Here is a 20,077-nt window from a genome sequence, read left to right on the forward strand (position 1 = left end):
CCCGCCAACTTAACTGTTGCGGGTCTCCGGTCTCACCGTGACGGTCTCCGCCGCCGTCTCCGGGACGGCTCCCGCCCGGACCAGCAGGTCGGCGAGCCGGTCCGTGACCGCCTCCGGGTGCTCCAGCATCACCAGATGGCCGCCGTCCGGCACGATGACGAGTTCCGCCTCCGGAAGGAGATCGGCGATGGCCTCGGTGTGGGAGCTGGGGGTGACCAGGTCGTGGTCGCCGGCGAGCGCGAGCACCGGGAGGTCGCGGAGGACGGGCAGCGCGGCGGCCTTGTCGTGCTCGGCGAAGGCCGGGTAGAAGGCGGCGACGACGTCGATGGGGGTGGACTCGATCATCCGCTCTGCGAAGCGGGCGACGGCGGGGTCCACGTCCCTGGAGGCGAACGAGTACTTCTTGATGAGCCCGGCGAACAGGTCCGCGGTCGCCCGCCGGCCCCGCTCGACCAGCTCGGCCTGGGAGCCGAGCGCGCGCAGCACGCCGGGCAGGACCCGCCGGACGGCGTTGACGCCGGCGATCGGAAGGCCGTACGAGACCTCCCCGAGCTTCCCGGCGGACGTACCGACGAAGGCGACGCCGACGACCCGGTCGCGGACGAACTCCGGGTACCGGTCCGCGAGCGCCATGATCGTCATGCCGCCCATCGAGTGCCCGACGAGGACGAGCGGGCCCTCGGGCGCGGCGACGTCGAGGACGGCCTTGAGATCGCGGCCCAGCTGGTCGATGGTGACAGGCACGCCGTCGGCACCGGACTGGGCGACGCCCTGGCCCGAGCGGCCGTGGCTGCGCTGGTCCCAGTGGACGGTACGGACGAGACCGCGCAGCGCGGCCCGCTGGAAGTGCCAGGAGTCCTGGTTGAGGCAGTAGCCGTGACTGAAGACGACGGTCACGGGGGCGGGCTCCTTGCGCCCGAAGAGCCGCCGCCGACGGGCGGGCGGAGTGTCCGCCGCCACCTCGTCGACCTCGTAGTACAGGACGGTCGAGTCGTCGGCGAGGGCCCGGCCCGGGGTCCCGCGCAGCCCGCCGTACGGGCCGGTGGAGTCGAGGGCCAGCCGCGCCTTCTGCCGTACGGACCGGCCGACGGTGAGGCGCTCGACGGCCACCCCGGCGGCGGCTCCCGCGGCGAGGACGCCTATCGCGGCACCGGCGAATCCGGCGCGGCGCCACGTGCCGGTGCTGCTGGACTCGCCCATGCGCCCCCCTCTATTCGCCCAGGTACACGCGCGGGACGCGCGCGCCGATCCGGGTGACGATCTCGTACGCGATGGTGTCGGCGGCCGCCGCCCAGTCCTCGGCGGTCGGTTCGCCCCGGTCACCGGGCCCGAACAGCACGGCCTCGGTACCCGGCGCGGGGACGTCCCCGCCCAGGTCGACGACGAACTGGTCCATGGCGACGCGTCCGGCGACGGTACGGACGGTGCCGTCGACGAGGACGGGGCCGCGGCCGGAGGCGTGCCGGGGGACGCCGTCGGCGTAGCCGAGCGGGACGAGCCCGAGGGTCGTCTCGGCGTCGGTGACGTAGTGGTGGCCGTAGCTGACGCCGTGCCCGGCCGGGACCCGCTTCACGAGGGCGACGCTCGCCTTGAGCGACATCACCGGCCGCAGCCCCAGCTCGGCCGAGGTTCCCAACTCCGGACTCGGCGACACGCCGTACATGGCGATACCGGGGCGGACCAGGTCGAAATGGGCCTCGGGGAGGGTGAGGGTGGCCGGCGAGTTGGCGATGTGCCGGACCTCGGGATCGACGCCGGCCTTCTCGGCGTGGTCGAGCATCGAGCGGAAGACATCGAGCTGGGCCGCGATGGAGGGGTGGTGCGGCTCGTCGGCGCAGGCGAAGTGCGACCAGAGCCCGGTGACCTTGACGAGCCCGTCGGCCTCGGCCTTCAGGGCCGCCCCGACCAGCTCGGGCCAGTCGGCGGGCTGACAGCCGTTGCGCCCGAGCCCGGTGTCGGCCTTGAGCTGGACACGCGCGGTGCCGCCGGTCCTCCTCGCCGCCTCGACGACCTCCTCCAGGGCCCACATCCCGCTCACGGACATGTCGAGGCCGGCCTCGATGCCCTGGTCCCAGGGGTCGCCGGGGGTCCAGAGCCAGCACATGACCGGCACGTCGGTGATCCCGGCGGCGCGCAGCGCGAGCGCCTCGTGCGGGGTGGCCGTGCCGAGCCAGTCCGCGCCCGCGTCCAGGGCGGCGCGGGCACAGCGCACCGCGCCGTGTCCGTACGCGTCGGCCTTGACCACGGCCATGATCCGGACGTGGGGGGCGACGCGGGCGCGCAGCGTGCGGACGTTCGCACGCAGCGCACCGAGGTCGATCTCGGCGCGGGCTCTGCGGGGCGGCGGTGTCTCAGTCATCGCGCCCAGTCTCTCAGGTGTCAGCTCCCGGGCCGCTTTCCCCAGATGTAGACCCGGTCACCCTTGCGCAGCACGTCCCAGAGTTTCCGGGCGTGGCCGTAGCTGAGATTGACGCAGCCGCGGCTGCCGGTGGGCGTGGCGAGCTGCCCGTAGACGGCGTGGAAGGCCTGACCGCCGCTGAAGAACTGGGAGTAGGGCATGGGGGTGTTGTAGATGGTCGACCAGTGGTCCTTGTGCCGCCAGTAGACGGAGTGCCACCCGGTCCGGGTGGCATACCCCTTGCGCCCGCTCCGCATGGTGACGACGGGGAAGGTCACCTTCTTGTCCTTCCGCACCCACATGAGCTGCCGGTCGAGATCGACACAGACGACCGTGTACTTCTTCACGGGACAGCGCCGTCCCGGATCCAGGTTCTTCCGGGCGGCGAGCAGCTCGGCCCGGGACCAGGTGACGGGCCCGGCGTAGCCGTTGGCCGGCTTGATCTTCTCCCTGACCTGGAAGGCACGGATGGCCCGGCAGTCGGCGGCGGACTGCCTCCCGTCGGCCCTGAGCCCGAGCAGCCGCTCGACCCGCCGCTGATGGGTACCCGTGGTGGCGGTGCAGGAGGCTCCCACGACACTCCTGGGCATGTACTCGACCGACTCGTCGGCGTCCTCCTCGGGCGTGGGCACGGGCACGTCGCCCTCGGGATGGAGGGGCGGCAGCACCTGATCGGGCGTATCCATCGGGTACTCGGCCCGCCCGCCCCCGGCCACCCCGGGCACGAGCACGTCCCCGGGCTCGGGGGCGTCGGCAACGGCCCCGCCCCCGGCCAGGGGCACGAGCAGGACCCCGAGAAGAACGAACAACGACACGGCACGACTTCTCGATCTGATCACCCACCCACCCAATCCCCGACGACCCGGGGGAGCGCGCCGGGAGAGGCGGCCGGCGGAGCGTGTTCAGCCGACCGGGGGTGGGTCGGGGGACTCAGCGTCCCCCTACAGCCCGGCCGTCACATCGCGCCACGCGCCTCCCAACGCCCCCGCCACGTCCCCCGCCGTCACCGGCCCGCCCGCCGACGCCCGCCGCGCCGCCAGCCCGTGCAGGTACGCCGCGCACGACGCCGCGTCCACCGGGCGCAGCCCCGCCGCGAGCAGCGACCCCGCGAGGCCCGACAGGACGTCCCCGCTTCCCGCCGTCGCCAGCCATCCCGTCCCCGTCGGGTTCACCCGGACCGCGCCACCCGCGACCGCCGCCCCCGACGCCGCTTCCGTCCCCGCCCCGCACACCAGCGTCGTCGAGCCCTTGAGCAGCACCGTCGCCCCGAACCGCGCCGCCAGTTCCCGCACCGCCGCCAGCCGCCCCGCCTCCACCTCCGCCCGGGTCGCGCCGAGCAGCGCCGCCGCCTCCCCCGCGTGCGGGGTGAGCACGGTCGGCGCGCTGCGGGCCCGTACCAGCGAAGGGTCGAGCCCCCGCAGCCCGTCCGCGTCCACGAGCACCGGCACGTCCGAGGCGAGGACCTCCGCGACGCCCGGCTCGTCGCCGAGCCCCGGCCCGACGACCCAGGCCTGCACCCGCCCGGCGCGGTCCGGCGGCCCCGGGTGGACCAGGGTCTCCGGGTGCGCAGCGATCACCGCGTCCGCCGCCGGCCCGACGTACCGCACCGCCCCCGCACCGCCCCGCAGGGCCCCCTCGACGGCGAGCACCGCCGCCCCCGGATAGCGCGCGGAGCCGGCGACGACGCCGAGCACCCCGCGCCGGTACTTGTCACTCTCGGCACCCGGTACGGGCAGCAGCCGCGCCACGTCCTGGTGCTGGAGCGCCTCCAGGTCGGCCACGCCCGGAAGTTCGCCGCCGAGCCCGATGTCGACGAGTCGCAACGCGCCCGTGTAGGACCGCGCCGGGTCGACGAGCAGGCCCGGCTTGTACGTCCCGAAGGTCACCGTCACGTCCGCCCGCAGCGCCTCCCCGGCCACCTCCCCCGTGTCCGCGTCGACGCCGCTCGGCAGGTCGACGGCGACGAGGACGGCGTCCGAGCCGCGCGCGGCGCGGGCGACGGGCACTGCGTCGGGCCGGAGCCCGCCCTGTCCGCCGATGCCGGTGATGCCGTCGAGGACGAGGTCGGCGGCGGCGAGCGGTTCGAACGGGTCGTCGTGGGCGCTGTCCACGACCCGGCCCCCCGCCGCCCGCAGCGCCGCGAGTCCGCCCTCGTGCGCGCGGTCGCCGAGGAGGACGGCGGTGACTCCGGCGCCGCGCCGGGCGAGCCGGGCGCCGGCGTAGAGGGCGTCGCCGCCGTTGTCGCCGCTGCCGACGAGGAGGGCGACTCTCGCCCCGTACACCCGTCCCTTCCCGAGGAGCGAGCAGCAGGCGGCGGCGAGTCCGGCGGCGGCGCGTTGCATGAGCGCGCCTTCGGGGAGTCGGGCCTTGAGGGCGGCTTCGGCGGCCCGTACGGTCTCCACGCGGTAAGCGGTACGCATGGTCGCAGTCTGCCGCAGCCCCCGGGCGCCTGCCCGGCGCCGCCACGACCCCGCCGCACCGGCCGCCGCGCCGCCGCTCTCGAGCCGCGGTCCGGGGGTGGGTTGACACCCCCTCATCATTCGACTTAGGTTCGCCTTACCTAAGTAACATGCGCGGCACTCACACCCGACGCCGGCCCTGGCAGCCGCGCGCACACGACCAGGGGCCCGACCGTCCTCCGACGGCCGGACCCCTGGTCCGTACAACACGCGCCTACGCCTCCGCGATCACCACCGCGGACGCCACCCCCGCGTCATGGCTCAGCGACACGTGCCAGTGCTTCACACCCAGCTCGGCCGCCCGCGCCGCCACCGTCCCGCTCACCCTCAGCCGTGGCTGCCCGGTGTCCTCGACGTACACCTCGGCGTCCGTCCAGTGCAGCCCGCCCGGCGCGCCGAGCGCCTTCGCGAGGGCCTCCTTCGCGGCGAACCGCACCGCGAGGGAGGCGGGCCCGCGCCGTTCGCCGCTGGGGAGCAGCAGTTCACTCTCGACGAAGAGGCGCCGGAGCAGCCCCGGTGTCCGTTCGATCGACGCGGCGAACCGGTCGATCTCGGCCACGTCGATCCCCACCCCGATGATCATCTGCTCACCTTCACACGCACGCACTCACTCCACGGTCACGGACTTGGCCAGATTGCGCGGCTGGTCGACCTCGTTGCCCCGCGCGGTGGCGAGCTCGCAGGCGAAGACCTGGAGCGGCACCGTGGAGACCAGCGGCTGCAGCAGCGTAGGCGTGGCCGGGATGCGGACGAGGTGGTCGGCGTACGGGACCACGGCCTCGTCGCCCTCCTCGGCGATCACGATGGTGCGGGCGCCGCGCGCCCGGATCTCCTGGATGTTGGAGACGATCTTGTCGTGGAGGACGGAACGGCCCCGGGGCGAGGGCACCACCACGACGACCGGCAGGTCCTCCTCGATGAGCGCGATCGGCCCGTGCTTGAGCTCCCCGGCGGCGAAGCCCTCGGCGTGCATGTACGCCAGTTCCTTGAGCTTCAGGGCGCCTTCGAGGGCCACGGGGTAGCCGACGTGACGGCCGAGGAAGAGAACGGTGTCCTTGTGGGCGAGGGAGCGGGCGAGGGCCCGGACGGGCTCCATGGTCTCCAGGACCCGCTCGACCTCGTCGCCGATCCTGGCCAGCTCGCGGACCACGGCGTGGATCTCGTCGCCCCACTTGGTGCCGCGCACCTGCCCGAGGTAGAGCGCGAGGAGGTAGCAGGCGACGAGCTGGGTGAGGAAGGCCTTGGTGGAGGCGACGGCGACCTCGGGCCCGGCGTGGGTGTACAGCACGGCGTCGGACTCGCGCGGGATCGTCGAGCCGTTCGTGTTGCACACGGCGAGCACCTTCGCGCCCTGCTCCCGCGCGTGCCGCAGCGCCATCAGCGTGTCCATCGTCTCGCCCGACTGGGAGATGGCGATGACGAGGGTGCGCTGGCCGAGGATCGGGTCGCGGTAGCGGAACTCGCTGGCGAGCTCGACCTCGCAGGGGATGCGGGTCCAGTGCTCGATGGCGTACTTGGCGATGAGACCGGCGTGGAACGCGGTGCCGCACGCGATGATGACGATCTTGTCGGCCGCGCGCAGCACGGCGTCGGGGATGCGCACCTCGTCGAGGGTGAGCCGGCCCGCGCCGTCGATCCGGCCGAGGAGGGTGTCGGCGACGGCCTTGGGCTGCTCCGCGATCTCCTTCAGCATGAAGTAGTCGTAGCCGCCCTTCTCGGCGGCGGACGCGTCCCAGTCCACGTGGAAGGCGCGGACGTCGGCGGGCGCCCCGTCGAAGTCGGTGACGGTGACGCCGTCCCTGGTCAGCTCGACGACCTGGTCCTGGCCGAGTTCGATGGCCGACCGGGTGTGGGCGATGAACGCGGACACGTCGGAGGCGAGGAAGTTCTCGCCCTCGCCGACACCGACGACGAGCGGCGAGTTCCGGCGGGCGCCGACGACCACGTCCGGCTGGTCGGCGTGCACCGCGACCAGGGTGAAGGCCCCGTCGAGCCGCCGGCACACCAGCCGCATGGCCTCCGCGAGGTCCCCGGCGGAGGAGAACTCCTCGGCGAGGAGGTGGGACACGACCTCGGTGTCCGTCTCGGACAGCAGGTCGTGGCCGCGCTCGGCCAGCTCGTCGCGGAGAGCGGCGAAGTTCTCGATGATGCCGTTGTGGACGACCGCGACGCGCCCCGCGTTGTCCAGATGCGGGTGCGCGTTGGCGTCGGTCGGGCCGCCGTGGGTGGCCCAGCGGGTGTGTCCGATGCCCACGGACCCGCCGGCGAGCGGCCGGTCCACGAGCTCCTTCTCCAGGTTGACGAGCTTCCCCGCCTTCTTGGCCGCGGCGAGCCCTCCGTCGGAGAGCACCGCGACACCGGCCGAGTCGTAGCCCCGGTATTCGAGCCTCTTGAGGCCCGCGACCACCACATCAAGCGCCGACTGCCCGCCGACGTATCCCACGATTCCGCACATGACGGCAGCCTACGGCGGAAGGCGCCGTAAGGGCCGGAGTCAGGACAGCTTGGCGGCCTGCGCGTCGATGACGGCCTGCGGAAGCGTCTTGACCCCGCCGGGAACGAGGCTGATCGTCGAGAACGACGCGAGCGTGTTGCCCTGACGGAAGACGACGAGCTTGCTGACGAACGGCTCGCCCTCCATGTCGGAGGTGACGGTGAAGGCGACGGCCTCCTCGCCGGCGGTGACGGTCTCCGGCGCGACCTTGGCGACCTTCGTCTTCTCCTTGAGGTGGACGACGTGGAAGCCGCCGGCACACTCCGCACCGGCCTTCTTCACCGAGGCGAAGGCCTCCTGCGCGCCCTGTCCGTCGTACGAACCGAGCGTCACCGCCGTGACCTGGGCGCCCAGCCCGCCGAGAAGCGCCTCCTCGGGCGAGGCCGACGCGTCCTTCTTCGGCTCCTCGAGGACCTTGCGCTCCGCCGACGCGGCGGGCGAACCGGGCGAGATGAAGGACATGGCGTGGGCGATCGGCGCGCAGGCGGGCTTGTCGGCGGTGACCGAGGCCGCCGAGACGACGTCCCCGGCTTCGGCCTTCTGCACCTGGTAGCCCTTGAGGTCGGCCCGCTCGACGATCGCCTTCTCCAGCTCGGCGTCCGACAGCGTCTTCGCGGCGGGCGCGCTCGTGGCGGAGGCGCTGGGCGCCCCGGTACCACCGGCCTTGTCACCCTTGCCGTCGCTCTTCTCCCCGCCACCGCAGGCGGTGACGAGCAGGGCGAGGGAGACGGCGGTGGCGGCGACGGCGGCGCTTCTCATGGACGTACGCATCTGAACTGGCTCTCTGCTTCTCTTCGTGGTTTCACAACATGCCGCCCGAAGGACGGCTCCCCCCCGCGTGAAGTCGTGAAGTGGTGAAGTCAGGAGCCCACGCGGCATCAGAAGGATCACCTTAAGCCAGGGGTCGGACAACGCCTTTTCCGCGTGACCCACCCCACGGCCCCCCGCCACCCACGAAGCCGCGCGACCCCCGACAATGGCGGGGTGATCACATCCCACGGGAGCCCCCGCACCGGCACCGGCCAGCGACGGCCCTCCGAGGCGACCCCGTACGTCGACCTCACCCGCGCCGAGTGGAGCGCCCTGCGCGACAAGACCCCGCTCCCCCTCACCGCCGACGAGGTCGAGCGGCTCCGCGGTTTCGGGGACGTCATCGACCTCGACGAGGTACGGGACATCTACCTCCCGCTGTCCCGGCTGCTCAACCTGTACGTGCAGGCCACCAGCGGACTGCGGGGCGCCCTCAACACCTTCCTCGGCGAGAGCGCCGAGCAGCGCGGCACGCCCTTCGTCATAGGGGTCGCCGGTTCGGTCGCCGTCGGGAAGTCGACCGTCTCCCGTCTGCTCCAGGCCCTCCTCGCGCGCTGGCCGGAGCACCCGCGCGTGGAGCTGGTCACCACGGACGCCTTCCTCTATCCGATGGAGGAGCTGAAGGCCCGCGGCCTCATGTCCCGCAAGGGCTTCCCCGAGTCGTACGACCGCCGGGCCCTGACCCGGTTCGTCGCGGACATCAAGGCGGGCAAGGACGAGGTCACGGCCCCGGTCTACTCGCACCTCATCTACGACCGCGTCCCCGGCGAGCGCCTCGTCGTCCGCCGCCCGGACATCCTCATCGTCGAGGGCCTGAACGTCCTCCAGCCGGCCCTGCCCGGCAAGGACGGCCGCACGCGCGTCGGCCTCGCCGACTACTTCGACTTCTCGGTGTACGTGGACGCGCGCCCGGAGGACATCGAGCGCTGGTACCTCAACCGCTTCCGCAAGCTGCGCGACACCGCCTTCCAGGACCCCGACTCGTACTTCCAGCGCTACACCCGGGTCTCCGAGGACGAGGCCCTCGACTACGCGCGCACCATGTGGCGGACCATCAACAAGGTGAACCTCCTGGAGAACGTGGCCCCGACGCGCGGCCGGGCGACTCTCGTCGTCCGCAAGGGCCCGGACCACAAGGTGCAGAGGCTGAGCCTCCGTAAGCTCTGAGGATGCTGCATCTCCGGATGATCGTGCCGCCCGACCGCACCCAGGCCGCCGTCGAGGTGATCGAGTCCACGGTCGGCACCACCCACCTGGTGGTGCTGCCCGGCGCGGCCCGGGACCCCTCCGGCGACGTGGTCATGTGCGATGTCGCACGTGAGGCCGGCGACGAACTCCTCAAGGGGCTGCGCGGTCTGAGGATCGATCAGGACGGCTCCATCGCGGTCGAGAACATCGAGCTCTCCCTCTCCACGCGCGCGGACCACGCCGAGGAGGAGGCCCCGGGCGAGCCGGCGGACGCGGTGATCTGGGAGCAGCTGACGGGCGCGACGCACGAGGAGTCGACGCTCTCCATCACGTACAGCGCGTTCATGATCCTGGCGACGATGATCGCGGCATGCGGTGTCGTCCTGGACAACGCCATCCTGATCGTGGGCGCGATGGCGGTCGGCCCCGAGTTCGGCCCGCTCGCCGGGGTCTGTACGGCGGTGGTTCAGCGCGCCCCGAAGCTGGCGGCGCGCTCGCTGTACGCGCTGCTCGTCGGTTTCGCGGCGGCGATCGTGGCGACGACGGTGTTCAGCCTTGGCATGGACGCGCTCGACCTGTTCAGCCGCGACCGGCTCGACGCGCCCCGGCCCAACACCAGTTTCATCTGGCAGCCGGACCCGTTCTCGTTCGTCGTCGCGCTGCTCGCGGGCATCGCGGGCATGCTCTCGCTGACCTCGTCGAAGTCGGGCGCCCTGGTGGGCGTGGCGATCTCGGTGACGACGGTCCCGGCGGGCGCGAACGCGGCGGTCGCGCTCAGCTACGGCGAGTTCGGCCAGATGTGGGGCTCGATCGAGCAGCTGCTGCTGAACCTGTTCGGCATCATGCTGGCCGGGGTGCTGACCCTGTACGGGCAGAAACTCCTCTGGCGCACCCAGCGCGGCCACTGGCGCCGCGCGCCCGGCGCCCGGAAGGAAAACTGAAAGGGCCCCGCCGCACCCGAGACGGGTGCGACGGGGCCCTCAACGCATGACGGCGCCTCAGAAAGCCTAGCCCAGCGCCGACTTCACCACGTCCGCGAGCCGCTGCGCCACCGCGCGCGCCTGCTCGATGTCCGCGGCCTCGACCATGACGCGAACCAGCGGCTCGGTGCCGGAGGGGCGCAGGAGGACGCGGCCGGTGGAGCCGAGCTCCTGCTCGGCGGCGGTGACCGCGGCGGCGAGGTCGCCGGAGGTCTTCACCCGGGACTTGTCGACGTCGGGGACGTTGATCAGGATCTGCGGAAGCCGCTCCATCACGCCGGCCAGATCCGCGAGCGACTTGCCGGTGGCGGCCACCCGGGCGGCCAGCATCAGACCGGTGAGGGTGCCGTCGCCGGTGGTGGCGTGGTCGAGCACGATGACGTGCCCGGACTGCTCGCCGCCGAGCGCGAAGCCGTGCTCCTTCATGGACTCCAGGACGTAACGGTCGCCGACCGCGGTCTGGACGAAGTTCAGGCCCTCGCGCTCCATGGCGAGCTTGAAGCCCAGGTTGGACATGACGGTCGCGACGACGGTGTCCCCGCGCAGCGCACCGGCCTCGCGCATGGCGAGGGCGAGCACGGCGAGGATCTGGTCTCCGTCGACCTCGTTGCCCGCGGCGTCCACCGCGAGGCAGCGGTCGGCGTCGCCGTCGTGCGCGATGCCCAGGTCGGCGCCGTACTCGACGACGGCGGCCTTGAGCAGCCCGAGGTGGGTGGAGCCGCAGCCGTCGTTGATGTTGAGGCCGTCCGGCTCGGCGCCGATGGTGACGACCTCGGCACCGGCGCGGGCGAAGGCCTCGGGCGACACGCGGGCCGCGGCGCCGTGGGCCTCGTCGAGGACGACCTTGAGACCGTCGAGACGGTTGGGGAGGACGGCGATGAGGTGGGCGACGTAGGTGTCGAAGCCCTCGTCGTAGTCACGGACGCGGCCGACGCCGGAGCCGGTCGGACGCTCCCAGGGGGCGCCCGTGCGGTGCTCCTCGTACACGGCCTCGATCTTGTCCTCGAGCTCGTCGGCGAGCTTGTGGCCGCCGCGCGCGAAGAACTTGATGCCGTTGTCGGGCATGGCGTTGTGGCTGGCGGAGAGCATCACGCCGAGGTCGGCGCCCAGGACGCCGGTGAGGTGGGCCACGGCCGGGGTGGGCAGCACGCCGACGCGCAGCACGTCGACGCCGGCGCTGGCGAGCCCTGCCACGACGGCGGCTTCGAGGAACTCTCCGGACGCACGGGGGTCACGTCCGACCACCGCGGTCGGCCGATGGCCCTCGAAGGTGCCCGCCTCGGCGAGCACGTGCGCCGCCGCGACCGACAGACCGAGCGCGAGCTCCGCCGTCAGATCCGCGTTGGCCACACCGCGCACGCCGTCCGTGCCGAAGAGTCGTCCCACAGCTGTCCTCCGAGAAATACGTGCCCAAGCATGAAAGAGAAAGGGGTTATGAAAAAACGTACGCCCCGACGGCACGGGCAGTGCCGCCGGGGCGTACGAAAGCAGACCGAGCAGGCGATTAACGCTTGCTGTACTGCGGAGCCTTACGGGCCTTCTTGAGACCGGCCTTCTTGCGCTCGACCGCACGGTCGTCGCGGGAGAGGAAGCCGGCCTTCTTCAGCGCCGGGCGGTTGTTCTCGACGTCCGCCTCGTTCAGCGCACGGGCCACACCGAGGCGCAGGGCGCCGGCCTGACCGGAGACACCGCCACCCGCGATGCGGGCGATGACGTCGTAGCGGTTGTCGAGCTCGAGCACCTTGAAGGGCTCGTTGACTTCCTGCTGGTGCACCTTGTTGGGGAAGTAGTCCTCAAGGGTGCGACCGTTGATCTTCCACTTGCCGGTGCCCGGAACGATCCGGACGCGGGCGATGGCGTTCTTGCGACGGCCCAGGCCGGCGGCCGGCTGCGGGTCGCCGAAGCGGGACGCGAGCGACTCGGAGGTGTACTCACCCTCGACGAGCTCGGTCTCGGTGGTGTACTCCTCAACGCCCTCGAACTCGTCGACGGGGGTCTCGGGGGTGGTCTCGGCCACGATGCTCCTCAGATTTCTTTCGTTCTTAGGGGGTGTGGCCGGAACTACTGCGCGACCTGGGTGATCTCGAACGGAACCGGCTGCTGCGCAGCGTGCGGGTGGTTCTCGCCCGCGTAGACCTTCAGCTTCGAGATCATCTGACGGCCCAGGGTGTTCTTGGGGATCATGCCCTTGATGGCCTTCTCGACGGCCTTCTCGGGGTTCTTCGACAGCAGCTCGTCGTAACGGACGGAGCGCAGACCACCCGGGAAGCCGGAGTGGCGGTACGCCAGCTTCTGGGTCTTCTTGTTGCCGGAGAGGTGGACCTTGTCAGCGTTGATGATGATGACGAAGTCGCCCATGTCCATGTGGGGGGCGTAGACGGGCTTGTGCTTGCCTCGCAGGAGGTTCGCAGCCGTGGTCGCCAGACGGCCCAGGACGATGTCCTGCGCGTCGATGATGTGCCACTGGCGAGTGACATCGCCGGGCTTGGGGCTGTACGTACGCACTTCGTAGCCTTCGCTTCTTCAGTGGATGGAGTCCAGACACACCTGAAGCGATCATGCAGCTGGGGCCTGCACTGCCGGGACACCGCCCGTATGCGAGCCACTGGTAACTGCTCCAGGGAACCTGCGCAAGGGCCGCTCGCGTGAGAACGACGAGGCCAATACGCATAACAAACCGCAACACTACCCGCGCCACCCCGGACGGGTCAAAACGCCGCGAGCCCCCAGGTCACCGCGCCCGCTCGACCCGCCGCTCGTCCCACACCGGCTCCGTCGACCCCACCCCGACGCCGCACTCGCACGCCTCGGCCCCAAGGGGCCTCCCCGGCTTCGCCCGGCTGCGCCGGACTCCGTCCGCCGTCTCCAGGACAACGCCCGGCCGGCCGACCGCCCAGGTCACCGCGCCCGCTCGACCCGCCGCTCGTCCCACACCGGCTCCGTCGTCTCGCGCACCACGCCGTCGGACCCGAACACCAGGAACCGGTCGAAGCTCTTCGCGAACCACCGGTCGTGGGTCACGGCAAGCACCGTACCGTCGTACGACTCGAGCCCGTCCTGCAGCGCCTCCGCCGACTCCAGGTCCAGGTTGTCCGTCGGCTCGTCGAGGAGCAGCGCCGTCGTGCCCGCCAGCTCCATCAGCAGGATCTGGAACCGCGCCTGCTGCCCGCCCGAAAGCTTGTCGAACGGCTGGTCGCCCTGCCGCTCCAGCTCGTAGCGCCGCAGCATCGACATCGCGCCGCCCCGGTCCTTGGCGTGCTCCGTCCACAGGATGTCGACGAGCGGCCGCCCGGTCAGCTCCGGGTGCGCGTGGGTCTGGGCGAAGTGCCCGGGCACCACCCGCGCGCCCAGCTTCCACATACCCGTGTGGGCGACGGACGGGTCCCCCGCGAGCAGCCGCAGGAAGTGTGACTTGCCCGACCCGTTCGAGCCGAGGACGCCGACCCGTTCACCGTAGAAGATCTCCAGCGAGAAGGGCTTCATCAGCCCGGTCAGCTCAAGGTTCTCGCAGGTCACAGCGCGTACACCGGTACGGCCACCGCGCAGCCGCATCTTAATGTCCTGCTCGCGCGGCGGCTCCGGCGGCGGCCCCGCCTCCTCGAACTTCCGCAGCCGGGTCTGCGCCGCCGCGTACCGCGAGGCCATGTCGTGGCTGACCGCGGCCGCCTGCCGCAGGTTGACGACGAGCTTCTTCAGCTGGGCGTGCTTCTCCTCCCAGCGCCGCTTCAGCTCCTCGAAGCGCGCGAACCGCTCCCGGCGCGCCTCGTGGAAGGTGTCGAACCCGCCGCCGTGCACCCAGACGTCCGAGCCGGCCGGGCCGGGCTCGACCGCGACGATCTTCTGCGCGCCCCGGGACAGCAGCTCCCGGTCGTGAGAGATGAACAACACGGTCTTACGGGTCTCCCGCAGCCGCTCCTCCAGCCACCTCTTGCCGGGGACGTCGAGATAGTTGTCCGGCTCGTCGAGGAGCAGCACCTCGTCGGTGCCGCGCAGCAGCGACTCCAGCACGAGCCGCTTCTGCTCACCGCCGGAGAGCGTCCGCACCTCCCTGAACTGCGCCTTCTCGTACGGGACGCCGAGCGCGGCCATCGTGCACATGTCCCAGAGGGTCTCGGCCTCGTACCCCTGCACCTCGGCCCAGTCGCTGAGGGCCTGCGCGTACTTCATCTGCGCGGCCTCGTCGTCGACGGTCATGATCAGGTGCTCGGCCTCGTCGACGGCCTTCGCGGCCTCCCGGATCCGGGGCTGCGCCACCGAGACCAGCAGGTCACGCACGGTGGAGGCGTCGCGCACGGAGCCGACGAACTGCGGCATCACGCCGAGGCCGCCGCTGACCTTCACGGTGCCGCCGTGCGGCTGGAGCTCTCCGGAGATCAGCCGGAGCAGTGTGGTCTTGCCGGCGCCGTTGGCCCCGACGAGGGCGACGACGGCGCCCTCCCCGACCCGGAAGGAGGCGTCCCCGAGGAGGATCCTCCCGTCGGGCAGGTAGTACTCAAGATGCGCGGCCTCGACATGTCCCATGGGGTGCATTGTCACCGCCCGCGTGGCCGGGGCCCAACCGGTTTAGGATGCGCGGCATGAGCTTTGGGGGACCGCAGTGGCCGCAAGAGCCGCAGCAGGGCGGGCAGCAGGGGCACGGGCAGCAGCCGCAGCAGGGCGGGCAGCAGGGCTACGGGCAGCCTCAGGGGTACGGGCAGCAGGGGTACGGGCAGCAGCCCGGCCAGGGTCAGGCACCCGACCCCTTCCCGGGCGCCCAGGGCGGCGGGACGACCCCCGACTGGGGCGCCCTGGCCGACGCCTCGGCTTCCCGTAACCGCCGCAAGCGCTGGCTGGTCATCGGCGGCGGCGCGGTGGCCGCCCTGGTCGTCGGAGCGATCGTCGCCACCGCCGTGGTGGCCTCCGGCAAGAAGAACGACGAGGCCAAGAACGGCGGGGTGCCCACCGGATCGGTCTCCCCCACCGCGGCCCCGGCCCCCGAGCCGACCTTCTCCTCGGTGGCGCCGCCGCCCCCGCCGAACCCGAAGGACTACATCTCGGACCCGAAGAAGGACAAGGCCCCGCTCTCCGCGGAGGGCCTCTTCCCGGGCAAGAAGCTGACGATGAACAAGCGGCCGTACACCAAGGGCGCGACCTCGTCGACGACCGACTGCGCGGCCGTCACCCAGGGCGGCCTCGGCGCCGTCCTGAAGAAGAACGGCTGCCAGCGGGTGCTCCGCGCCACCTACGTGAAGGACGGCGTGGCGATCACCGTCGGCGTCGCCGTCTTCCCCTCCGAGGCCGCGGCCCTGAAGGCGAAGGGCCAGGCCACCGGCGGTATCGCCCCGCTGGTCGGCGCGGGCGTGCGTGACTTCTGCCACGCCACGGTCTGCCTGCGCCGCTCGAACTCGGTCGGCCGCTACGCCTACTTCACCCAGGCCGGCTTCTCCAACGGCAAGAAGGTCACCAAGGCCGACAAGCCGATCTTCCAGGCCAGCGACGACCTCGGCACCTTCGCCTTCAACCAGATCTACGCCCGCGGCCGCGCCCAGGCCTCAGCAGCAGCCGGCGCTCCCGGGGAGTGACCGCTTGTTCCTGGCCTCCAGATTGCGGGCGGCCAGGAGCTCGTCGGCCGGGTAGCCGACCTCTTCGAGGGTGAGGCCGTGCGGCCGTACGACGTGCACGGCCGAGTCCCGGACACCGGCGGCCAGCACCTTGCCGGGCCAGTCCACGGGCCGGTGCCCGTCGCCGACGAAGAGCAGGGCGCCGACCAGCGAGCGGACCATGTTGTGGCAGAAGGCGTCCGCCTTCACGGTGGCTTCCATCACACCGTCGGGGCGGCGCTCCCAGCGCAGCTCCTGGAGCGTGCGGATGGTGGTGGCTCCCTCGCGCCGCTTGCAGTACGCGGCGAAGTCGTGTTCGCCGACGAGCGTGGCGGCGGCCTCGTTCATGGCGTCCATGTCGAGGGCCCAGTCGTGCCACAGGACGTGCCCGCGCTGCAGCGGGTCGACCCCGCCGGGGTTGTCGGTGACGCGGTACGCGTAACGGCGCCAGATGGCGGAGAAACGCGCGTTGAAGCCGCTGGGGGCCTCGGTGAGGGACCAGACCCGCACATCGTGCGAGAGGCGTCCCGCGAGCCGCCTGAGCAGCTTGTCGCGGTGCTCGGTCCACAGCTCGACGGGCAGGTCGACGTGCGCGACCTGGCCGCGCGCGTGCACCCCGGAGTCGGTCCGGCCGGCCACGGTCAGCTCGTACGTCTCCGTCGACCGGGTCACGGTCCGCAGCGCGGCCTCGATGTCCCCCTGCACGGTCCGCTGCCCCTGGGACTGCTTGGCCCAGCCGGAGAAGTCCTTGCCGTCGTACGACAGGTCAAGCCGAACCCGTACGAACCCGTCCTGCACGTCATCGCTCACGCGGATACATCCTCTCGAAACCATCGAACACGGCGACGGGCCCGCACCCCAAGGGGTACGGGCCCGCACACGAGATCAGTCGACCGGAACGCTTACGCGTCCTTCGACTCCTCGGCCGGAGCCTCGGCGGCCGCGTCGGCCTCCTTGACGGCGCGCACGGTGGCGGCCTCGGCCTCGGCGACGGTCGCCTTCTTGGCGATCTCGCCCTCGACCAGCTCGATCACGGCCATCGGGGCGTTGTCGCCACGACGGTTGCCGATCTTGGTGATACGGGTGTAGCCACCCGGGCGCTCGGAGTAGCGCGGGGCGATCTCGGTGAAGAGGGTGTGGACGATGCCCTTGTCGGTGATCGTCTGCAGCACCAGGCGACGGTTGTGGATGTCGCCCTTCTTCGCCTTGGTGATCAGGCGCTCGGCGACCGGACGCAGGCGACGGGCCTTGGCCTCGGTGGTGGTGATGCGGCCGTGCTCGAAGAGCGACTTCGCCAGGTTGGCGAGGAGCAGCTTCTCGTGCGCGGCGGAACCGCCGAGGCGGGCACCCTTCGCGGGACGCGGCATGGTGTTTCTCCTTGTGATCTGCACCGGCCGTATGAGGTACCGATGTCAGTGTCCGAGCGGGCGGTCACCCGTCGGAGATCCGGGCAGCCCCCGAAGGGGCGCCCGGAAGGGGCGCGGGGAACTGCGCGATCAAGCACAGCGCTCCCGCACCCGGGTACGGACCCTGGGGCCCGAGTTCTCAGTACTGCTCGGTCTCGACGAAACCGGCATCCGCGTCGTCGTCCGCGCCGAAGGCGTCGGCGGCGGCGGTCGGGTCGAATCCGGGCGGCGAGTCCTTCAGCGCGAGGCCCATACCGGCCAGCTTCGCCTTGACCTCGTCGATCGACTTCGCACCGAAGTTGCGGATGTCGAGCAGGTCGGCCTCGGAGCGCGCCACGAGCTCACCCACGGAGTGGATGCCCTCGCGCTTGAGGCAGTTGTACGAACGAACGGTGAGCTCGAGCTCCTCGATCGGCAGCGCCAGGTCGGCGGCGAGGGCGGCGTCCGTGGGGGACGGGCCCATGTCGATGCCCTCGGCGTCGATGTTGAGCTCGCGCGCCAGACCGAACAGCTCGACCAGGGTCTTGCCGGCGGACGCCATGGCGTCACGCGGGCGCATGGCCTGCTTGGTCTCGACGTCGACGATCAGCTTGTCGAAGTCGGTGCGCTGCTCGACACGGGTCGCCTCGACCTTGTACGTGACCTTGAGCACCGGGGAGTAGATGGAGTCGACCGGGATACGACCGATCTCCTGGCCCACCTGCTTGTTCTGCACGGCGGAGACGTAGCCGCGACCGCGCTCGACGGTCAGCTCCATCTCCAGCTTGCCCTTGCCGTTGAGCGTGGCGAGGACGAGGTCGGGGTTGTGCACCTCGACACCGGCCGGGGGCGCGATGTCGGCGGCGGTGACCAGACCCGGGCCCTGCTTGCGCAGGTACATCACGACCGGCTCGTCGTGCTCCGAGGAGACGACCAGCTGCTTGATGTTGAGGATGAGGTCGGTCACGTCCTCCTTGACGCCCGGCACGGTGGTGAACTCGTGCAGGACACCGTCGATGCGGATGCTGGTGACAGCGGCACCCGGGATCGAGGACAGGAGGGTACGGCGGAGGGAGTTGCCGAGGGTGTAGCCGAAGCCCGGCTCCAGCGGCTCGATCACGAACCGGGAGCGGAACTCGTCGACGACCTCTTCGGTCAGCGAAGGACGCTGAGCGATAAGCATGTGTTCAATCCTTCAGTCGTGGACGCCCACTATTTGACGCCCGACGGAGTACTGCGTACTGCAAGGGTACGGGCGGCACGGTCCGAAGAGCCGTACCGCCCGAAGTCCTGAATCAAGCAGCCGTGCGTCAGACGCGGCGGCGCTTGGGGGGACGGCAGCCGTTGTGCGGCGTGGGGGTGACGTCCTGGATCGAACCGACCTCGAGGCCCGTGGCCTGGAGGGAACGGATCGCGGTCTCGCGGCCGGAGCCCGGACCCTTGACGAAGACGTCGACCTTGCGCATGCCGTGCTCCTGCGCGCGGCGAGCGGCCGACTCGGCGGCCATCTGCGCGGCGAACGGGGTCGACTTGCGCGAGCCCTTGAAGCCGACGTGGCCGGCGGAGGCCCAGGAGATCACGTTGCCCGCGGGGTCCGTGATCGAGACGATCGTGTTGTTGAACGTGCTCTTGATGTGCGCGTGGCCGTGAGCGACGTTCTTCTTTTCCTTGCGGCGCACCTTCTTGGCAGCGCCCTGACGACCCTTGGGGGGCATCTATAACTCCTACGGGAGGTGGTCGGTCCTACAGCGAAGACCGCTTGGTCAAGCGTCCGCTGAGGACTACTTCTTGCCCGGCTTCTTCTTGCCGGCGATGGCGCGACGCGGGCCCTTGCGGGTACGAGCGTTCGTGCTGGTGCGCTGGCCGCGGACGGGCAGGCCACGACGGTGGCGCAGGCCCTGGTAGCAGCCGATCTCGACCTTGCGGCGGATGTCGGCGGCGATCTCGCGGCGGAGGTCACCCTCGGTCTGGAGGTTGGCGTCCACGTACTCGCGGATCTTGACGAGGTCTTCCTCGGCAAGGTCGCGGACACGGGTGGACGGGTTCACGCCGGTCGCGGCGAGAATCTCCTCGGACCGGGTACGCCCGATGCCGAAGACGTAGGTGAGTGCGACCACCACACGCTTTTCGCGCGGGATGTCAACACCGGAAACGCGTGCCATTCAATGGCTCCTGTGTTCTCGGGGGTCTGCTGCAGAACCGTTCCCGGCTGCCGTATGAGGTACAGGTCGGGTCCCCGGCCCCCGCCGGAGGTGCCGTCAACCGTGAGAACACGGCCCGACGGGCTCTGCGTATGTACGTATTGCTATGCGTCGCGCGAAGAACTGCGAAGTTGCAGGTCGGTCGGCGTGCGTCAGCCCTGGCGCTGCTTGTGGCGCAGGTTGTCGCAGATGACCATGACCCGGCCGTGACGGCGGATCACCTTGCACTTGTCGCAGATCTTCTTGACGCTCGGCTTGACCTTCATGGGTGTGAGGTTCTCCGGGTCAGTGCCACCACCCGCGCACGGAGGCGGGGTGCGGGCAAGATCTACTTGTACCGGTAGACGATCCGGCCACGCGTCAGGTCGTACGGAGAGAGCTCCACCACGACCCGGTCGTCCGGAAGGATTCGGATGTAGTGCATCCGCATCTTGCCGGAGATGTGCGCGAGGACCTTGTGACCGTTCTGGAGCTCCACCTTGAACATGGCGTTCGGGAGGGACTCGATCACGGTGCCCTCGATTTCGATGGCACCTTGCTTCTTGGCCACGCTTCGCCTTTCGAATCGGCTACCTTGATCGAC

General features: G+C 71.1%; 21 protein-coding genes. 3 read left to right on the top strand and 18 right to left on the bottom strand.

Going from position 1 to position 20,077, the window contains the following annotated elements; genetic code table 11:
- Window positions 1-9: 9 nt before the first annotated feature.
- From IF00_RS0116040 to IF00_RS0116070, 7 genes are all read right to left on the bottom strand, one after another.
- A complete protein-coding gene (locus tag IF00_RS0116040; RefSeq protein WP_030318612.1) occupies window positions 10-1,200 on the bottom strand; it encodes an alpha/beta fold hydrolase in 1,191 nt (396 codons plus the stop codon).
- 10 nt (window positions 1,201-1,210) lie between these two features.
- Entirely contained in the window at window positions 1,211-2,359 is a 1,149-nt protein-coding gene (gene alr / locus IF00_RS0116045) for an alanine racemase (RefSeq protein ID WP_030318614.1), read from the bottom strand.
- A gap of 20 nt (window positions 2,360-2,379) precedes the next feature.
- Window positions 2,380-3,207 (bottom strand): L,D-transpeptidase, encoded by an 828-nt coding sequence (locus IF00_RS0116050; RefSeq protein ID WP_388306586.1) that lies wholly within the window; start codon window positions 3,205-3,207, stop codon window positions 2,380-2,382.
- A gap of 132 nt (window positions 3,208-3,339) precedes the next feature.
- Entirely contained in the window at window positions 3,340-4,818 is a 1,479-nt protein-coding gene (locus IF00_RS0116055) for a bifunctional ADP-dependent NAD(P)H-hydrate dehydratase/NAD(P)H-hydrate epimerase (protein ID WP_030318618.1), read from the bottom strand.
- A 253-nt stretch (window positions 4,819-5,071) separates the two neighbouring features.
- Window positions 5,072-5,440: a holo-ACP synthase gene (locus IF00_RS0116060; protein WP_030318619.1), complete on the bottom strand. Its 369-nt coding sequence runs from the start codon at window positions 5,438-5,440 to the stop codon at window positions 5,072-5,074.
- Between the two features lie 24 nt (window positions 5,441-5,464).
- A complete protein-coding gene (gene glmS / locus IF00_RS0116065) occupies window positions 5,465-7,312 on the bottom strand; it encodes a glutamine--fructose-6-phosphate transaminase (isomerizing) (RefSeq protein WP_030318621.1) in 1,848 nt (615 codons plus the stop codon).
- 39 nt (window positions 7,313-7,351) lie between these two features.
- Window positions 7,352-8,110: a hypothetical protein gene (locus tag IF00_RS0116070; RefSeq protein ID WP_245234543.1), complete on the bottom strand. Its 759-nt coding sequence runs from the start codon at window positions 8,108-8,110 to the stop codon at window positions 7,352-7,354.
- 225 nt (window positions 8,111-8,335) lie between these two features.
- Between IF00_RS0116070 and coaA the strand changes: the two genes are divergently transcribed.
- Window positions 8,336-9,328 (top strand): type I pantothenate kinase, encoded by a 993-nt coding sequence (coaA, locus tag IF00_RS0116075; protein WP_030318624.1) that lies wholly within the window; start codon window positions 8,336-8,338, stop codon window positions 9,326-9,328.
- A 2-nt stretch (window positions 9,329-9,330) separates the two neighbouring features.
- The gene (locus IF00_RS0116080; RefSeq protein ID WP_030318626.1) at window positions 9,331-10,290 is read left to right on the top strand and encodes a DUF389 domain-containing protein; all 960 of its coding nucleotides are present in this window, start codon (window positions 9,331-9,333) and stop codon (window positions 10,288-10,290) included.
- Window positions 10,291-10,356: 66 nt separating this feature from the next.
- On the opposite strand, the gene glmM is transcribed toward IF00_RS0116080, so the two are convergent.
- The 4 genes from glmM to IF00_RS0116105 all read right to left on the bottom strand — a co-directional run bounded on the left by glmM (window position 10,357) and on the right by IF00_RS0116105 (window position 14,850).
- Window positions 10,357-11,715: a phosphoglucosamine mutase gene (glmM, locus tag IF00_RS0116085; RefSeq protein WP_030318628.1), complete on the bottom strand. Its 1,359-nt coding sequence runs from the start codon at window positions 11,713-11,715 to the stop codon at window positions 10,357-10,359.
- Window positions 11,716-11,833: 118 nt separating this feature from the next.
- On the bottom strand, window positions 11,834-12,346 hold the full coding sequence (rpsI, locus tag IF00_RS41280; RefSeq protein WP_015035601.1) for a 30S ribosomal protein S9: 513 nt from the start codon (window positions 12,344-12,346) through the stop codon (window positions 11,834-11,836).
- Between the two features lie 44 nt (window positions 12,347-12,390).
- Window positions 12,391-12,834, bottom strand: a complete 444-nt coding sequence (gene rplM, locus IF00_RS0116095; RefSeq protein ID WP_030318630.1) for a 50S ribosomal protein L13 — start codon at window positions 12,832-12,834, stop codon at window positions 12,391-12,393.
- A 393-nt stretch (window positions 12,835-13,227) separates the two neighbouring features.
- Window positions 13,228-14,850 carry an ABC-F family ATP-binding cassette domain-containing protein gene (locus tag IF00_RS0116105; protein ID WP_030318632.1) on the bottom strand — a complete coding sequence of 541 codons (1,623 nt, stop codon included), beginning with the start codon at window positions 14,848-14,850 and terminating at the stop codon, window positions 13,228-13,230.
- Window positions 14,851-14,906: 56 nt separating this feature from the next.
- On the opposite strand from IF00_RS0116105, the gene IF00_RS0116110 reads away from it, so the two are divergent.
- Window positions 14,907-15,890, top strand: coding sequence for a hypothetical protein (locus IF00_RS0116110; RefSeq protein WP_030318635.1), 984 nt, complete (start codon window positions 14,907-14,909; stop codon window positions 15,888-15,890).
- Here the strand turns inward: IF00_RS0116110 and truA are convergent.
- The 7 genes from truA to infA all read right to left on the bottom strand — a co-directional run bounded on the left by truA (window position 15,861) and on the right by infA (window position 20,044).
- Complete coding sequence (truA, locus tag IF00_RS0116115) at window positions 15,861-16,718, bottom strand: tRNA pseudouridine(38-40) synthase TruA (RefSeq protein WP_030318637.1); 858 nt, start codon at window positions 16,716-16,718, stop codon at window positions 15,861-15,863. The two genes, IF00_RS0116110 and truA, sit on opposite strands and share 30 nt — an antisense overlap.
- 92 nt (window positions 16,719-16,810) lie before the next feature.
- Window positions 16,811-17,275 carry a 50S ribosomal protein L17 gene (gene rplQ, locus IF00_RS0116120; RefSeq protein WP_015035596.1) on the bottom strand — a complete coding sequence of 155 codons (465 nt, stop codon included), beginning with the start codon at window positions 17,273-17,275 and terminating at the stop codon, window positions 16,811-16,813.
- A gap of 178 nt (window positions 17,276-17,453) precedes the next feature.
- Window positions 17,454-18,476, bottom strand: coding sequence for a DNA-directed RNA polymerase subunit alpha (locus tag IF00_RS0116125; RefSeq protein ID WP_003966937.1), 1,023 nt, complete (start codon window positions 18,474-18,476; stop codon window positions 17,454-17,456).
- 127 nt (window positions 18,477-18,603) lie between these two features.
- Entirely contained in the window at window positions 18,604-19,008 is a 405-nt protein-coding gene (rpsK, locus tag IF00_RS0116130) for a 30S ribosomal protein S11 (protein WP_006376016.1), read from the bottom strand.
- Window positions 19,009-19,074: 66 nt separating this feature from the next.
- Window positions 19,075-19,455 carry a 30S ribosomal protein S13 gene (gene rpsM / locus IF00_RS0116135; RefSeq protein WP_015035595.1) on the bottom strand — a complete coding sequence of 127 codons (381 nt, stop codon included), beginning with the start codon at window positions 19,453-19,455 and terminating at the stop codon, window positions 19,075-19,077.
- A gap of 191 nt (window positions 19,456-19,646) precedes the next feature.
- The gene (gene rpmJ, locus IF00_RS0116140) at window positions 19,647-19,760 is read right to left on the bottom strand and encodes a 50S ribosomal protein L36 (protein WP_003956441.1); all 114 of its coding nucleotides are present in this window, start codon (window positions 19,758-19,760) and stop codon (window positions 19,647-19,649) included.
- A 62-nt stretch (window positions 19,761-19,822) separates the two neighbouring features.
- The gene (gene infA, locus IF00_RS0116145) at window positions 19,823-20,044 is read right to left on the bottom strand and encodes a translation initiation factor IF-1 (protein WP_003956442.1); all 222 of its coding nucleotides are present in this window, start codon (window positions 20,042-20,044) and stop codon (window positions 19,823-19,825) included.
- Between the last annotated feature and the right edge of the window lie 33 nt (window positions 20,045-20,077).

It is taken from the genome of Streptomyces flavochromogenes, assembly GCF_000717595.1.
Lineage (GTDB): Bacteria > Actinomycetota > Actinomycetes > Streptomycetales > Streptomycetaceae > Streptomyces > Streptomyces flavochromogenes.

Coding starts and splice junctions, on each gene's coding strand:
- IF00_RS0116040 (WP_030318612.1), bottom strand. CDS start 1,200: ATGGGCGAGTCCAGCAGCACCGGCACGTGGCGCCGCGCCGGATTCGCC.
- IF00_RS0116070 (WP_245234543.1), bottom strand. CDS start 8,110: ATGAGAAGCGCCGCCGTCGCCGCCACCGCCGTCTCCCTCGCCCTGCTC.
- rpsK (WP_006376016.1), bottom strand. CDS start 19,008: ATGCCCCCCAAGGGTCGTCAGGGCGCTGCCAAGAAGGTGCGCCGCAAG.
- rpsM (WP_015035595.1), bottom strand. CDS start 19,455: ATGGCACGCGTTTCCGGTGTTGACATCCCGCGCGAAAAGCGTGTGGTG.
- IF00_RS0116060 (WP_030318619.1), bottom strand. CDS start 5,440: ATGATCATCGGGGTGGGGATCGACGTGGCCGAGATCGACCGGTTCGCC.
- IF00_RS0116080 (WP_030318626.1), top strand. CDS start 9,331: ATGCTGCATCTCCGGATGATCGTGCCGCCCGACCGCACCCAGGCCGCC.
- IF00_RS0116110 (WP_030318635.1), top strand. CDS start 14,907: ATGAGCTTTGGGGGACCGCAGTGGCCGCAAGAGCCGCAGCAGGGCGGG.
- glmS (WP_030318621.1), bottom strand. CDS start 7,312: ATGTGCGGAATCGTGGGATACGTCGGCGGGCAGTCGGCGCTTGATGTG.
- IF00_RS0116055 (WP_030318618.1), bottom strand. CDS start 4,818: ATGCGTACCGCTTACCGCGTGGAGACCGTACGGGCCGCCGAAGCCGCC.
- rplQ (WP_015035596.1), bottom strand. CDS start 17,275: ATGCCGCGTCCCGCGAAGGGTGCCCGCCTCGGCGGTTCCGCCGCGCAC.
- rpmJ (WP_003956441.1), bottom strand. CDS start 19,760: ATGAAGGTCAAGCCGAGCGTCAAGAAGATCTGCGACAAGTGCAAGGTG.
- IF00_RS0116125 (WP_003966937.1), bottom strand. CDS start 18,476: ATGCTTATCGCTCAGCGTCCTTCGCTGACCGAAGAGGTCGTCGACGAG.
- alr (WP_030318614.1), bottom strand. CDS start 2,359: ATGACTGAGACACCGCCGCCCCGCAGAGCCCGCGCCGAGATCGACCTC.
- IF00_RS0116105 (WP_030318632.1), bottom strand. CDS start 14,850: ATGGGACATGTCGAGGCCGCGCATCTTGAGTACTACCTGCCCGACGGG.